This window comes from Robertmurraya sp. DFI.2.37 (assembly GCF_029211245.1).
Taxonomy (GTDB): Bacteria; Bacillota; Bacilli; order Bacillales; family Cytobacillaceae; genus Robertmurraya; species Robertmurraya methanolica_A.
In genome coordinates, this window is the sequence record NZ_JARGEJ010000055.1 from 1 (window position 1) to 15,249 (window position 15,249).

Genomic DNA, 15,249 nt, shown 5'->3' on the forward strand with positions numbered 1-15,249 from the left:
ATTCATCATGCACGTATCCCCACTCTATACTTGTTTCTCGACAATTCAAGTATAAATGAATGGGTGATATCGTGCTCTTTTTTTTGCACAGTAATTGTGTAATAACCCCAACAAATATTATAGAACCTTTTTATACGAAGGCCTATTGAAAATGTTTCATCCGATCATTGCCGATTCAGGGAAGATTGCTGCGAATAAAAGCTTTTACTTCAAAATTGAACGCCAATAAACCAGAAAAGGGCTGTCCATGGTGGACAGCCCCCAAACAAAATTAAGTTCTTTTTTGGATATCGGTCTTTATTTCGTTTTATCGGTCTTAATCAAAATATATTGGTCTTTACGCGAATATATCGGTCAAAACAGTCCATATTTCGGTCTAAGCATGGTGTTCGTTAATTCATCAGGCCTTTACTGGACGATCCCTTTTTCTTTTAATAGCTTGTAAGCTTCATCTTCTTGCTCTTCTTTGATTTGATATTCGAGGTTGCCATCAACGAATTTAGCACATCTACCGCCAAATGGCTTTAGCATTGCTTTAATTTCTTTAATATCCGCCACTTCTTTTACTGGATAATTAACTTTCATCCGTATCACCTCCTAATTTAACTATAGTAAACTAGACAAGGTAACACAGTGACAAAGATTACAGTACCGTCATTTTTTATAAACCGCTTAAGGAAGTTTTGTAACTTAGTTAACAACACTTTCTTCTTTTTTCTGAATGAGTTCTTGCATTCTTTGACGATCCCGTTCAAGAATAGGTTTTAAATACTTACCAGTATGGGACTCAGGAGTATCTGCAATTTTTTCTGGAGTTCCGGTTGCAACGATCGTTCCTCCCTTGTCTCCTCCTTCAGGACCTAAGTCAACAAGATAGTCGGCTGTCTTGATCACATCTAAATTATGCTCAATGACTAGAACCGTATCCCCGTTCTCAACTAATCGCTGCAGCACGACTAACAATCTCGAAATATCGTCAACATGGAGTCCTGTTGTCGGTTCGTCAAGAATATAAAGAGAACGACCTGTCGAGCGGCGATGAAGTTCAGAAGCAAGCTTAACCCGCTGCGCCTCTCCACCAGACAATGTGGTAGCCGGTTGTCCCAACTTAATATATCCTAATCCGACATCATATATCGTTTGCATTTTCCGTTGGATTTTCGGAATGTTCTCGAAGAATTCTAAAGAATCTTCTACAGTCATTTCCAAAATATCGGATATGCTCTTTCCTTTATATTTTACTTCCAACGTTTCCCTGTTATAACGTTTCCCATGACAAACCTCGCATGGAACGTATACGTCAGGGAGAAAGTGCATTTCAATTTTAATAATTCCGTCACCGCGGCACGCTTCACAACGACCGCCTTTAACGTTAAAGCTAAAACGACCTTTTTTATATCCACGCACTTTCGCTTCATTTGTAGCTGCAAATAGATCACGAATATCGTCAAATACACCTGTATACGTTGCTGGATTTGAGCGTGGAGTTCGGCCGATTGGCGATTGATCGATGTCGATTACTTTATCTAAATGCTCGATCCCTTTAATCTCTTTATATTGTCCAGGTCTTGTTTTAGCCCGATTGAGCTTTTGCGCGAGCGCTTTATGCAAAATTTCATTTACAAGCGTACTTTTACCTGAACCTGAAACACCTGTAACCGCAATGAACATTCCAAGCGGAAACTTGACGTTTACATTTTTCAAATTGTTCTCTTTCGCTCCCTTAATTTCTAGAAAACGGCCATCATCCTTTTTTCGTTCAATGGGAAGCGGAATGAATTTTTTGCCTGATAAATATTGCCCTGTGAGAGATTTTGCATCCTCCATCACTTCCTTTGGCGACCCAGCAGAAACGACCTCGCCACCGTGTACACCTGCACCTGGTCCAATATCAATTAAATAGTCAGCGGCAAGCATCGTGTCTTCATCATGCTCAACAACGATCAGCGTATTGCCAATGTCTCGCATATTTTTCAGCGTTCCAATGAGCCGATCATTATCCCGTTGATGCAGACCGATTGATGGTTCATCTAAAATGTAAAGAACACCAGTCAAACGGGAACCGATTTGAGTGGCTAAGCGAATTCGCTGCGCCTCTCCACCAGACAAAGTACCAGCTGCCCGATTAAGCGTTAAATAATCGAGACCGACATTGATGAGAAATCCAAGTCTTTCCCGAATTTCACGGAAAATGGCATTGGCAATTTGTTTCTCTTTTTCTGTTAATGTAATGCCATCCATTTTGTCATATGCTTCTCTTATTGACAGAGAAGTTACATTTGCGATGTTCTCCCCATCAATGAGAACAGCTAAGCTTTCTTTCTTAAGGCGTTTGCCCTTACAAGTTGGGCAAGGCTGCTCCGCCATGTATTTTTCCATCTGTTCACGAATATAATCGGAGCTTGTCTCTTTATAGCGGCGTTCCACATTGCCGATTACACCTTCAAATTGAATGTAGTTTTCACGAATTTGACCAAAATCGTTCTCATAACGGAAATAGATTTTATCTGCCTCTGAACCGTAAAGAATTTTTTCAATTTCATGCCCTGGTAAATCCTTTACAGGTGTGTTCATATCGATTCCGTAATGATTACAGACCGCTTCAAGCAATTGCGGATAATATTGTGAACTGACTGGTTCCCAAGGAGCGATTGCCCCTTGCTTTAAGGTAAGATCCCAATTGGGAATAATTAGTTCTTTATCTACTTCAAGCTTCGATCCTAAGCCGTCACAATCTGGACAAGCCCCAAACGGACTGTTGAAAGAAAACATTCTCGGTTCTAGTTCACCGATTGAAAAACCGCAGTGCGGGCAGGCATGATGTTCACTGAATAACAGTTCTTCTTCCCCAATCACATCGATCAGTACCTTGCCATCGCCAAGCTTTAAGGCTGATTCCAATGAATCTGCCAGACGGGAGCTGACTCCTTCTTTGACAACAATGCGGTCAATGACGACTTCAATGGAATGCTTCTTATTTTTATCAAGAGAAATTTCATCGCCAAGATCATACATCTCTCCATCGATGCGAACACGGACATAGCCCTGTTTTTTAATATCCTCAAGCACTTTGACATGGCTGCCTTTTCGGCCAGAAACAACGGGCGCAAGGACTTGGATCTTTGTCCGCTCCGGATATTCAAAAACCCGATCAACCATTTGCTCAATCGTTTGTGATGAAATTTCAATCCCGTGATTTGGGCAAGTCGGTCTGCCCACCCTTGCAAACAACAAGCGTAAATAATCGTAGATTTCCGTTACGGTTCCAACCGTAGAACGGGGGTTACGGCTCGTCGTTTTTTGGTCTATTGAAATCGCCGGTGACAGCCCTTCAATGGTGTCGACATCAGGCTTATCCATTTGTCCTAAAAATTGTCTCGCATAGGCAGACAATGACTCGACATAGCGACGCTGCCCTTCAGCGTAAATGGTGTCAAAAGCGAGAGAGGACTTTCCTGAACCAGAAAGTCCCGTCAGTACAACAAGCTTGTCTCTCGGGATTGTGACATCAATGTTTTTTAAATTATGGGCCCGAGCTCCTTTTACAACCAATTTCTCCATTGCCATCGTTTCGTTATCCCTCCGCTTTTAACTCTAAAATTAAATCGCGCAGCTCTGCCGCTCTTTCGAAATTAAGGGCCTTTGCCGCTTCCTTCATTTCTTTTTCCATCTCTTCAAGCACTTTTTCCTTTTCTTTCTTCGTTAAAGAACCAAGCTTTTGCGCCGGTGTGTACTCTTCTGTCTCTTCAGCAACAAGCGTCGCTCGAATCGCTTCACGAATATCCTTCTTGATGGTTGTCGGCGTAATACCATGCTTTTTATTATATTCTTCTTGAATGGCACGACGCCGTTTTGTCTCACTAATTGCCAACTCCATCGAATTCGTGATCCGGTCAGCATACATGATGACATGACCATTCGAATTACGAGCAGCCCGGCCAATTGTCTGGATGAGAGAGCGCTCCGAACGGAGAAAGCCTTCTTTATCCGCATCCAAAATGGCCACTAGTGAAACCTCAGGAATATCTAATCCTTCACGGAGAAGGTTAATTCCGACTAAAACATCATATTTTCCGAGGCGAAGCTCGCGAATAATCTCAATCCGCTCTAAAGTTTTTACCTCTGAATGTAAGTAATTGACCTTAATGCCAATTTCTTTTAAGTAGTCCGTTAAATCCTCGGACATCTTCTTCGTTAAAGTCGTGACGAGAACGCGCTCATTTCGCTTAATACGCTCCTGAATTTCGCCAATCAAATCATCAATCTGTCCTTCGATCGGCCTTACATCAATCGTTGGATCAAGCAGACCTGTTGGACGAATGATTTGTTCGACCATCTCAGGTGTGTGCTCCATTTCATATGGACCAGGCGTCGCTGAAATATAGACAATTTGATTAATATGCTGTTCAAACTCTTCAAATCGCAATGGGCGGTTATCCATCGCTGAAGGCAAGCGAAAGCCATGATCGACCAGCACTTGCTTTCGCGCTTGGTCGCCATTATACATTCCCCGAACCTGTGGCAGCGTCACATGAGATTCATCAATGACTATTAAAAAGTCCTCTGGGAAATAATCGAGAAGTGTATATGGCGTTGAACCAGACGGTCTTAATGTTAAATGTCTTGAATAGTTTTCAATCCCTGAACAAAAGCCCATTTCTCTCATCATTTCAAGATCATAACGTGTTCTTTGCTCCAAACGCTGAGCCTCAAGGAGCTTATCATTTTCTCGTAAGTACTTTAAACGTTCCTCTAGCTCTTTTTCAATATTTTCAATCGCTACCCTCATTTTTTCCTCACGGGTTACGAAGTGGGATGCTGGAAAAATTGCGACATGCTCTCTTTCTCCCATAATTTCACCAGTTAAAGCATCCACTTCACGAATCCGATCAATTTCGTCACCGAAAAACTCGACTCTTAAGCAATGCTCATCCTTTGAAGCAGGAAAAATCTCAACCACATCTCCTCTTACTCGGAAGGTACCACGTTGAAAGTTGATGTCATTGCGCTCATATTGTATATCAACTAATCGTCTCAGAAGCTGATTGCGCTCGATCTCCATTCCCGTTCTTAAGGAAAGGACCATTTCCCGATACTCTTCTGGCGAACCTAAACCATAAATACAGGAAACACTGGCAATGATGATGACATCTTTTCGTTCAAACAAAGCGGATGTTGCCGAGTGACGAAGCTTATCTATTTCATCATTAATACTTGAATCCTTCTCAATAAATGTATCAGTGGAAGGAACATATGCCTCTGGCTGATAATAGTCATAATAGCTGACAAAGTATTCAACAGCGTTATTGGGGAAAAAGTCTTTAAATTCACTATAAAGCTGTCCTGCCAACGTTTTGTTATGAGCGATGACAAGGGTCGGCTTATTCACTTCCTTAATGACATTGGAAATCGTAAATGTCTTCCCCGTTCCCGTAGCTCCTAACAAGGTCTGATGCTTCTTCCCCGCTTTTATCCCCTCAACAATTTTTCGTATAGCTTCTGGCTGATCCCCTTGAGGTGAATATTTCGAAACCAATTCAAACTGATCCTTCACACAAAAGCCTCCTTCTCCACTCAATCCGATAAACTCATATTCCCATTCTACCACAAACATCCAAAAACTAACCAACAATATACGAACGGATATTCGTTTTTTTTACTTTTGGAAATAGCTTCATTCAAAATCGGGAGTTTGAGAGAGGATTTTACCCGTTTTTGAGTGGGGATTGCAGGTGGTTTAAGTGGGGTGATCTGTACGAAAGAAAGTGCAGGGGAAGGCTGCGTGTGCTTTCGCGCTGATTACGTGGATCTTGCTTTGATTGTGCGTGTTTTAGCTGGGGTTACACTGGTTTCTTCCTTGTTTGCGCGCATTCTTCTCAGGATTGCACTGATCTCGCTTTGATTGTCCGTTCTGTACGAGATTACACCGATGCCTACCTTGTTTGCGCGCCGCTATGAGTCAGAGTCTCAGAAGTTGTAAAGCAAATTTCGCCGCCGAGACAGCAGCGCAAATGAAAACGACCAAGGATTTGTCCGTTTCCGTTGGTCGCGTTCATTCTCATATTCGCATTAAATCTTGAATTTCTTAATTGCTTCATCCATTTGTTCAGATAGTGTTTGTAAAAGGTCCGTTGATCTTTTGATATCGTTGAAAATATTCATTTGCTCTTCGGTTGAGGCGGCAACCTCGGTTGAGTAGCTTGCGGATGCTTGAGATAATTGGGCGACTTCGTCGATGGAAGCAGATAGCTCTTCTGAGGCTGCTGACATTTGTTCCGTTGTTGCTGTCACTTCTTGGAGTTCTTCGTTTACTTTTTGAATCGCCTCAAAGATTCCTTTGAAGGTAGCACCGGCTAAATGGATGGCGTTGACCCCGAGTTCTACCTCATTGATGCTATTATCCATTTCTGTTACAACCTGTAATGTCGTGTGCTGATACTTGGCAATTAACTGTGAGATTTGTTCCGCTGAATGCTTGGATTGCTCGGCCAACTTTCTTACCTCGTCTGCTACAACCGCAAATCCCTTGCCATGGTCCCCTGCTCTTGCTGCTTCAATTGCAGCATTAAGAGCTAATAAGTTGGTTTCATCGGCTATATTAGAAATTACTTTTAAGATGAGTTCCACTTCTTGCACCTGTTGACCCAATTCCTTTGTAACATTAGAATTTTTGGAAACCGTCTCCTGAATCCTATCGATTTGATTCATGACTGTCGTTAATTCTTCGTCTCCACGTTTAACTTTGTTGATCATCTCTTGTGATGATTCTGCTACATGGCTTGCCGATTCTGCGATATTTTGAATTCCCTGCGCCATTTGTTCAATGGCGATTTTCGATTCATTCGTCTTCTGGAGTTGCGTTTGATTACCGCTAGCCACTTCTGCAACTGCCTTTGAAATCATCGTACTGGCTTCATTTACATCAGAAACATTTGCATTTAGATGTTTTGCTGCCTCCATTAGCTTTATGGAAGTAGCAGAAATATTTAAAATGATCTCTTTCATATTTCGAATCATGACGCTGAAGGCGTCTGATAAAACTTTCATTTCTCCTGAACTACTGCTGCGCTCACCTTTCATAATTTTGTCAGCCTCAACTAGATCACCTTCTGCAATCACATTAGCTGTTCTCGTTAATGATGGAAATCTTTTCAGCATTCGGTTCACATACAAAAATAAGGCACCACCGGCAATGGCAATGGCCAAAACGTTTACTCCGATAAATAAAGGCAATCCCTCCTTATTCACTGTATTCTGGATAGCCCCGACCGCTCTGGCATCAATATCCACTCCTAATATTCCGATTACACTGCCGCTGCTGTTGGTAATCGGGACGAACGCTGATAGGTAATCCCCATATTCAGGATCGTGAACGATTTCCGTATGACTCACATTTCCATCAAGAACCGGTTCGATATCTTCGTAAGTTGTTGCCGTAGTTGGAGCGCCAATTGATGAAGAAATCTCTGAGTCCCTTGGCAGACCATCGATGTACATCATTACATTTTTGTCATCATCCACTGCTAATGTGTAAACATAAAACGAACCGGTTTTTTCACGTAAATCATTTAATAGTTCCCGTAGCTCCCAATAATCATCATTCTCTGTTTTGGTTGCTAGAAACTCTTCATATTGGTTTACATCAATGAAACTAGCAATATTTTCTGCGGTTTGTATACTATAGTTTGAAATCGTTTGCTCAACTGCTTTAGAAGTATTCTGAATCAAAATAATGATCGTCATGACTAGAATAAAAACCATGACAATCATTAATGACCATGTGATTTTCGTGCCTAGCTTCGTTTCTTTTCGCATCATTCATCACTCATCTCCGTCTCTTAAGCGAGATTCCATCAATACCGACTATTAAGAGCTCTCCAACTGAAAATATTGCTGATCATGAATGGTCATTTTTTTATAGTTAAAAGATAGGATATTATTCTTTTTTAAGTCATTGATCACATGACTAACTGTCTCTCTTGAGGTTCCTGAAATATTGGAGATATCCGTTGTCGTAATTGGACACCTAAGGGTAACTACATCCCCTTCCTGACTGCCCAAATCCTCCATCAAGTAGCTAATCGTATGAATAACTCGTTCAGTTGCATTTGAGTTCGTCATTTTTTGCAGCCTTGTTTCATGTAATCTTAAAATCGAAGATAGTTCACGAACAACATGTAGGAGATGCTTTTTACTTCGCTTCACTGTATCTTCAAAATAAAAGGTTGGCAAATATAATAATTCCACATCTGTAACAGCAATCGCTGAGTAATGATAATCCGGATCTGAAAAAAGTCCGCCATAAGGAAATAGTGTATTTGGCTTAATATAATCTGAATACAAAAGGGTCGCGTCAGAATTGTTCTTTTCAAGTTTGACAAATCCATCCACTAATAAATAGATTCTTTCCCGAGGATCGCCGGCGGTGAACAGCAGCTGTCCTTTCCTATAGGTTCTCCAGTACACAAATGAGCTTAATTGGATTAATTCTTTCTCAGAACTATGGGAAAACACTTCAAAGCTCTTTAATAATTCAACAATGTTTTCTGGTTTCATCTATACCCCTCCTCATTGTTGTTACAGTGATGTATAACCGGCTCTACAATTCTATTATATATAGTAAAGGAAGCTCTCAACTTACCGTTATATGGCAATTTTCGAACATCCATTCAGCATTTTTTGCGGATAACCCCGCTTTTTGTTTCATCCTAAAATAGAGTTTCTTTCTCAAGCTAAAAAGAGCAAACTGGAAAATGGAGGAGGACTTATAAATGGGTGGATCGCCTAAAGAGACCACTAAAATAGCAGTCTCCTAAGGCTCGAAAATCTAGTGCATAACCAGTTCTTCTTTCGCAATAATATGTGTCCCTGCTCCATTAGAAATGGCATCATAGGCTTGAGTCAGGGAAGTAATAATCGTTTTTCGGCCGCATCTTGATTTGGCAAATTCAATAGCTGCTTCTACTTTAGGCAGCATGCTTCCTGGTGCAAACTGTCCATCAGCAATATGTTTTTTTAACTCCTCCACTGTCACCTCATTGAAAAATTGCTGGTTTGGCTGATTGAAATTGATCGCTACGTTAGGAACAGCCGTTAAAATCAGGAGAATATCAGCATCAACTAATTCTGCTAATTTTTGTGAAGCAAAATCTTTATCGATAACCGCCTCCACTCCTTCAATTCCATCTTTTCCTTTAATAACTGGGATTCCTCCACCTCCACCTGCTATGACGATGTCTCCATCAGCCACTAGTTGATTGATAATTCGATACTCTAATACTGCTGTCGGCTTAGGTGAAGGGACAACCCTGCGCCAACCTCTGCCGGCATCCTCCTTAAAGATAAAGCCTTGCTCTTTTTCTAGTTTCTTTGCCTCTTGTTCTGTATAAAAAGGGCCAATTGGCTTTGTTGGTTGGACAAATGCTGGATCATCTTCCTCTACCAACGTCCTTGTCACTACTGTTACCACATCTTTTTCAATCCCATTTTCTAAAAGGGCTTTATCCATCGCATTTTGCAGCCAGTAGCCGATCATGCCTTCACTCATGGCACCGCATGTATCGAGGGGAAGTGCAGGCGTCGTTTCTGACTCAGCAGCCTTCTGTTGAAGCAATAAATTTCCGACCTGCGGACCATTCCCGTGGGTAATAATTAATTTATGCCCATCTTCAATTAACTTCACTAATTCTCGTGCTGTACGGATACAGGCTTGCTGCTGTTCATCAGCAGTTGCCCCATTCCCAGTTTGAATCGCATTTCCACCTAGAGCGACAACAATTTTTTTTGACATAATACGATCCTCCCGACCTCTACAATTCGAAATTCCGGCTTCTAAAAATGATGACATGTTCAAAGAAGTCTAGCCTTTAAAACAATACAGAAATACTCATAATCGCCATCACTACAACAGTCAGAATAAGCAGTAGCTTCCATACATGCTTAAGGTAGACGTTGTAAGGGATACGAGCTATTGCGAGCGCTCCCATAATAACAGCGCTTGTTGGAGTAACAAGGTTGACAATTCCGGAAGCACTTTGAAATGCTGTAATGACAACATCCCGTCCTAAACCTGAAAACTCCGCTAACGGAGCCATAATCGGCATTGATAAAGTGGCTAATCCAGAGGTTGACGGAACTAAAAATGACAAAGGTAGATAGAATAAAAATGATAGATTGGTAAAGACAACTGGCCCCACATCGGCCAATAGCTCTTCGCCCCAATGGAGCACTGTAGCTGTCATTCCCCCATCATTCATCACGATGGAAATACCGCGGGAAATGCCAATTATTAAGGCAACGCCTAGTAGATCCTTTGCACCATCAACAAAAGTATTAATGTACTCAACCTCTCCCATTTTATAAACAAAGGCAATAATAATCGAAGAAAACAAGAATAATAAAGTGAGTTCTCCAAACCACCAGTCTCCTAGCGGAATGATCGAACCTAATATTTTTCCAATAACAGGAATTCCCAAAATCGCATTATTCATATTTTCAAAGAATGGAATATCGAACTTATAAGCCCATGGAATTACACCAAGAATCATGATCACAAACGTGATCGCAAATATGGTTAATACGGCTTTTCTTTTCCCTGTAAGCTCAAGAACCTCTTCTGATTGCCCTTTAAGGAAATGCTTTTCGTTATCCTCCTTCATGTCAGCTACAAGAGATTTCAGCGGGTCATTTTTGACTCGATTCGCATATCTCATCACGAAGGCAATCGTTATAGCTAGTCCTACAATGAGAATGATCAAGCGAAGCAATAAACCCTCACCAATCGAAATTCCAGCAAAGCCCGATGCAATTCCGGTAGCAAAAGGATTCATGGTCGATCCGAGCACACCGACACCGGCACCTAAAGCGATAATGGAGACAGCGGTCAGAGAATCGTAGCCAGCTGCAATTAAAATCGGAATCACAAGCGGGTAGAACGCGATCGTTTCCTCCGCCATTCCATAAGTTGTTCCTCCAATTGCAAAGACCGTCATTAACACAGGGATGAGCCAAATTTCCCTTCCCTTTAGCTTTCGGACAATTCGACCTATGCCTGCATCAATTGCCCCTGTTTTTACTACAACACCTAAAAAACCTCCAATAACAATAACAAAAAATGCAATATCTTGAGCATCAAAGAAACCTTTTATTGGTGCATAAAGAACCTCCCAGGCGCCTTGCGGATTTTGCTCCGCTGGTGAATAAGTGCCTGGAACCGGTTCAAAGCTTTCGGACCCTGGGTCTTTGTTTTCATATTCACCGGCTGGTACAACCCAAGTAAGCGCAGCAATGGCGATGATGATCAAGAATAAGATCGTGTAAGCAGTAGGCATTTTAAATTTTTTCATGTTCAAGCCTCCTAACACCTATTTAATTTTCCATATAGAACGATGTAGCTATGAATGTTCCTTTATTTACTTAGCTCATAGATCGCTAGTGCATAAATTTCCATAGCCTTGAACATTTTTTCTAACTCTATATATTCATTAGGCTGGTGCTCCACTTTTTCTTGATCTGGAAATATCGCTCCAAACGCAACACAATTATCGATCGCTCTTGCATAGGTTGCACCACCCGACGAAATCGGCACTGACACCGTATCACCAGTCGATTTTTGATAAACCTTCATTAGAGTTTGAATTAGCGGGCTATCGGTAGGAACATAGATCGAGTCCAAAAAATCAACCTCTTCGTATTCAAGCTGATACGGTTTAATCGCTTCTCTTAACCGATCTACTAACTCATTTTTATTAGCCGTTACAGGAATGCGCATATCCACTGACAAAACCTCTTCATCTTGAAGCGAAATTTTCCCAATATTAAACTTAAGTGGCCCTGATACTTCATCTTGAACATCCCCAAAAATAGCTCTGGCATAAACATCTGTACTTACCTTTTCATAGACAAAATCAATAACATTGGAATGGACATCTATTTCATATAAAGCAATGCATAAACGCGTAATTGCATTAATTCCTTCCTCAGGCACTTGAGCATGAGCTGGCTCTCCTAAAACGGTCAGTCCAGCTGCTTGTGGAACGTATGCAAATCCTAATTCACGGAGCTTCTCTTCAAGCTCCTTCTGCTTCTCGCCACGATAATGAATACTGCTTGGCACCGCATTGAAGGCCTCCCCGCCATTCACGCGCAAAGAAGTTTGATTTCTCCCTTTTAACAAAAACTGAAGTAGTCCTTTTTCTGCATATACGAGTGGAAAAATGGCATCAGGTGTAAAGCCCATTGTCGGCCATTCCTCTTGTTCACGATAACGTTGCATACATCTCCACAGCGTTTCTTCATCGGTCCCAAAGATAATCCGAATTCTCTTATGAAAAGGCTTGTGTAAATTCATTAATGCCTTTACCGCAAAGACTGTGGCTAGTATCGGTCCTTTATCATCCTGTGTTCCTCTTCCATACATATTGCCGTTTTGAACAGTGGCTTGAAATGGCGGATAGCTCCACTCCTCCATCCGTCCTGCCGGCACGACATCTAAATGCCCAAGAATTCCAACCATTTCCTGCCCACTTCCGACCTCTGCATAACCGTAATAGCCAGCCGGATCATAATAAGTTCGAAAGCCCAATCGCTTGCAAATCGCCAACGCTGTTCTGAGCGCTTCATTAATTCCACTGCCAAAAGGAAAAGGAGAATCATCCTCATCTATGACACTTTTAATCTTGATCAACTTTTCTAACGAATGAATATAATCCGCTTTTAATCGTTCAATTTCTTCACTAATTTCATGATAATCATTCATGGGATCACCTTATTTCAGGTTTATTAACCAAGGAAAGGAAAAAACCTTTCCCTGGTCATGAAAATTACCCTAATGTCGCAGCCATTACCGCCTTAATCGTATGCATGCGATTTTCCGCCTCATCAAAAACATGAGAATGCTCGCTCCGGAAAACCTCATCTGTCACTTCCATGGCTGTTAAACCAAATTTTTCATAGATTTCACGGCCTATTTGCGTTTCTAAATCATGGAAAGCAGGCAAACAGTGAAGAAACATGACATTATCATTTCCAGTCAACTTCAGCATTTCCATATTTACTTGATATGGCTTTAATAGCTCGATTCTCTCTGCAAATTTATCTTCTTCACCCATTGAAACCCACACATCCGTATAAATAACATCAGCACCATCAACGGCCTGGGCGATGTCCTCCGTTACGATGACTCGCCCATTGGACTCTTTCGCCACTTCCTTCGCATAATTCACAATCGTTTCATCTGGGAATAGAGAAGCTGGTGAACAAATGCGGACATCCATTCCTACCTTTGCCCCACCGATCAATATGCTGTTGGCAACGTTATTGCGGCCATCGCCGACATAGACAAACTTAACTCCTTTAAGATGCCCGATATGCTCCTTAACCGTTAAAAAGTCTGCCAATATTTGCGTCGGATGGAATAAATCCGTTAAACCATTCCACACAGGAACACCAGAGTATTTCGCCAGCAATTCCACGGTCTCATGACTAAAGCCTCTAAATTCAATTCCGTCAAACATTCTTCCCAATACTTTGGCAGTGTCTTCGACAGATTCCTTTTTCCCAAATTGAATATCTCCTTTGCCGAGGTATTCTGGATGCGCTCCTAAATCAATGGTCGCTGTTGTAAAAGCACATCTTGTCCTTGTCGAAGGTTTTTCAAACAATAAGGCGATATTTTTTCCTTCCAAATATTTATGGGGAATTCCCTGTTTCTTTTTCACCTTCAACTCTTCTGCAAAGTCTACTAAATAATTAATCTCTTCCTCAGTAAAATCACGTAATGCTAAAAAGCTTCTTCCTTTTAAATTTGGCTTCTTATCAGTCAACATAATCCTCTCCACCTTTTTCAAAAATGTCTGCTCGTTTACTAATGTATAAAGATGAATAACAGATGCCATTTTTGTCGATTAAATATCTTCTCTCATAATTGGCATACTCATACAACGAGGACCCCCACGGCCTCTTGATAATTCCGAGCTCGGTACCTCTATCACCTCTATGCCGCTTGCCCTTAACAGTTCGTTCGATACATAGTTTCGGTCATACGTCACAACAACTCCAGGCGAAATCGCAAGAGTATTCGAACCATCATTCCACTGCTCACGGGCAGAAGCTATGACATCTCCGCCACCGCACGGAATAAGTTGAATTTCATCCAGCCCTAACACTTCCTTCAAACATTCTGTTAAGTTACTCCGCTCCGTAATTTTTACATGCTCTGGGTCTTTGCCTTTTTCAAGAATATAAATTCGCATATTTCCGTCAGGCCCTTGGATAGCTGGGTGGATCGTGAATTTATCGTAGTCCACCATCGTAAATACCGTATCAAGATGCATGAATGCCCGGCTCTTAGGAATTTCAACGGCAACTATTTTGGTAATGTCACTTTGACGTTTAAAAAGGTTGAGCGCCAATTTCTCTATCGCTCGCGCAGAAGTGCGTGCACTAACCCCAATCGCAACTGTACTCTTCGAAAGAATCAGTTCATCTCCACCTTCAATAGCGAATTCATAATCCCGGTTAAGCCATACAGGAACATCGTGCTTTGCAAAGCGTGGATGATATTTAATAATATATTCCATGAACATCGATTCTCTCCGCCGTGCTCCTTCTCTCATGCGATTAATAGATAAGCCGTTGCCAATCGCTGCTGCCGGATCACGTGTGAAATATAGATTAGGCATCGGATCTAAATAAAACGGATAATGGTCCGCCATAAACTCGTATAAATGAGTTTTCTTTCCTTCCTCAATTTCAGTTTTCATGACCCCTGCGATCATTTTGTCGACCATTTGATCGGTCGGGAATGAAAGCAAATATTCCTTTAAAGTTTCCCTTGCTCCATTTACGTTCGACTTACTCTCCGCTAAAAATTGGTCAATGAACTGGAGGCGAATCTCTTCCGAACTTAAAACTTCCGTCAATAAGTTTTCTAAATATAGAACCTCGACACCACGGTTCTTTAAAGCGTTTGCAAAATAATCATGTTCCTTTTGAATTGTAGGAAGATAAGGAATATCATCAAATAACAATTTGTGTAAAAACTCTGGAGTTAAATTTTCTACTTCTTTCCCTGGACGATGAAGTAAAACAGTCTTTAATTCGCCAATTTCAGATGTTACGTGAATCGGATGCCTCATAATAAAACCTCCTTCATTTCCTATAACATTTTGTATGGATATCCTTTACACTTTTCATGATAAAGGGTTTATATTTCTAAAACTGTGGTCGTCCTTGAACATTAGTTGTGAA

General features: G+C 41.3%; 10 protein-coding genes. All 10 read right to left on the minus strand.

Going from position 1 to position 15,249, the window contains the following annotated elements:
* Positions 1–408 precede the first annotated feature (408 nt).
* On the minus strand, positions 409–585 hold the full coding sequence (locus tag PZE06_RS20705; RefSeq protein WP_191963282.1) for a hypothetical protein: 177 nt from the start codon (positions 583–585) through the stop codon (positions 409–411).
* A 105-nt stretch (positions 586–690) separates the two neighbouring features.
* Positions 691–3,567 carry an excinuclease ABC subunit UvrA gene (gene uvrA / locus PZE06_RS20710; protein ID WP_150949327.1) on the minus strand — a complete coding sequence of 959 codons (2,877 nt, stop codon included), beginning with the start codon at positions 3,565–3,567 and terminating at the stop codon, positions 691–693.
* A gap of 7 nt (positions 3,568–3,574) precedes the next feature.
* The gene (uvrB, locus tag PZE06_RS20715) at positions 3,575–5,554 is read right to left on the minus strand and encodes an excinuclease ABC subunit UvrB (protein WP_150949324.1); all 1,980 of its coding nucleotides are present in this window, start codon (positions 5,552–5,554) and stop codon (positions 3,575–3,577) included.
* Positions 5,555–6,069: 515 nt separating this feature from the next.
* Complete coding sequence (locus PZE06_RS20720; RefSeq protein WP_225310736.1) at positions 6,070–7,818, minus strand: methyl-accepting chemotaxis protein; 1,749 nt, start codon at positions 7,816–7,818, stop codon at positions 6,070–6,072.
* Between the two features lie 48 nt (positions 7,819–7,866).
* On the minus strand, positions 7,867–8,556 hold the full coding sequence (locus PZE06_RS20725; RefSeq protein ID WP_150949321.1) for a Crp/Fnr family transcriptional regulator: 690 nt from the start codon (positions 8,554–8,556) through the stop codon (positions 7,867–7,869).
* Positions 8,557–8,827: 271 nt separating this feature from the next.
* On the minus strand, positions 8,828–9,793 hold the full coding sequence (gene arcC, locus PZE06_RS20730; RefSeq protein ID WP_150949335.1) for a carbamate kinase: 966 nt from the start codon (positions 9,791–9,793) through the stop codon (positions 8,828–8,830).
* 73 nt (positions 9,794–9,866) lie between these two features.
* Positions 9,867–11,345, minus strand: coding sequence for a YfcC family protein (locus tag PZE06_RS20735; protein WP_150949318.1), 1,479 nt, complete (start codon positions 11,343–11,345; stop codon positions 9,867–9,869).
* A 62-nt stretch (positions 11,346–11,407) separates the two neighbouring features.
* Positions 11,408–12,757, minus strand: coding sequence for a M20 family metallopeptidase (locus PZE06_RS20740; protein WP_225310735.1), 1,350 nt, complete (start codon positions 12,755–12,757; stop codon positions 11,408–11,410).
* A gap of 64 nt (positions 12,758–12,821) precedes the next feature.
* Positions 12,822–13,826, minus strand: a complete 1,005-nt coding sequence (gene argF / locus PZE06_RS20745) for an ornithine carbamoyltransferase (RefSeq protein WP_306421296.1) — start codon at positions 13,824–13,826, stop codon at positions 12,822–12,824.
* 78 nt (positions 13,827–13,904) lie between these two features.
* Positions 13,905–15,137 carry an arginine deiminase gene (gene arcA, locus PZE06_RS20750; protein ID WP_150949315.1) on the minus strand — a complete coding sequence of 411 codons (1,233 nt, stop codon included), beginning with the start codon at positions 15,135–15,137 and terminating at the stop codon, positions 13,905–13,907.
* Positions 15,138–15,249: the final 112 nt, after the last annotated feature.

Coding starts and splice junctions, on each gene's coding strand:
- PZE06_RS20705 (WP_191963282.1), bottom strand. CDS start 585: ATGAAAGTTAATTATCCAGTAAAAGAAGTGGCGGATATTAAAGAAATT.
- uvrA (WP_150949327.1), bottom strand. CDS start 3,567: ATGGCAATGGAGAAATTGGTTGTAAAAGGAGCTCGGGCCCATAATTTA.
- PZE06_RS20720 (WP_225310736.1), bottom strand. CDS start 7,818: ATGATGCGAAAAGAAACGAAGCTAGGCACGAAAATCACATGGTCATTA.
- PZE06_RS20725 (WP_150949321.1), bottom strand. CDS start 8,556: ATGAAACCAGAAAACATTGTTGAATTATTAAAGAGCTTTGAAGTGTTT.
- PZE06_RS20735 (WP_150949318.1), bottom strand. CDS start 11,345: ATGAAAAAATTTAAAATGCCTACTGCTTACACGATCTTATTCTTGATC.
- PZE06_RS20740 (WP_225310735.1), bottom strand. CDS start 12,757: ATGAATGATTATCATGAAATTAGTGAAGAAATTGAACGATTAAAAGCG.
- argF (WP_306421296.1), bottom strand. CDS start 13,826: ATGTTGACTGATAAGAAGCCAAATTTAAAAGGAAGAAGCTTTTTAGCA.
- arcA (WP_150949315.1), bottom strand. CDS start 15,137: ATGAGGCATCCGATTCACGTAACATCTGAAATTGGCGAATTAAAGACT.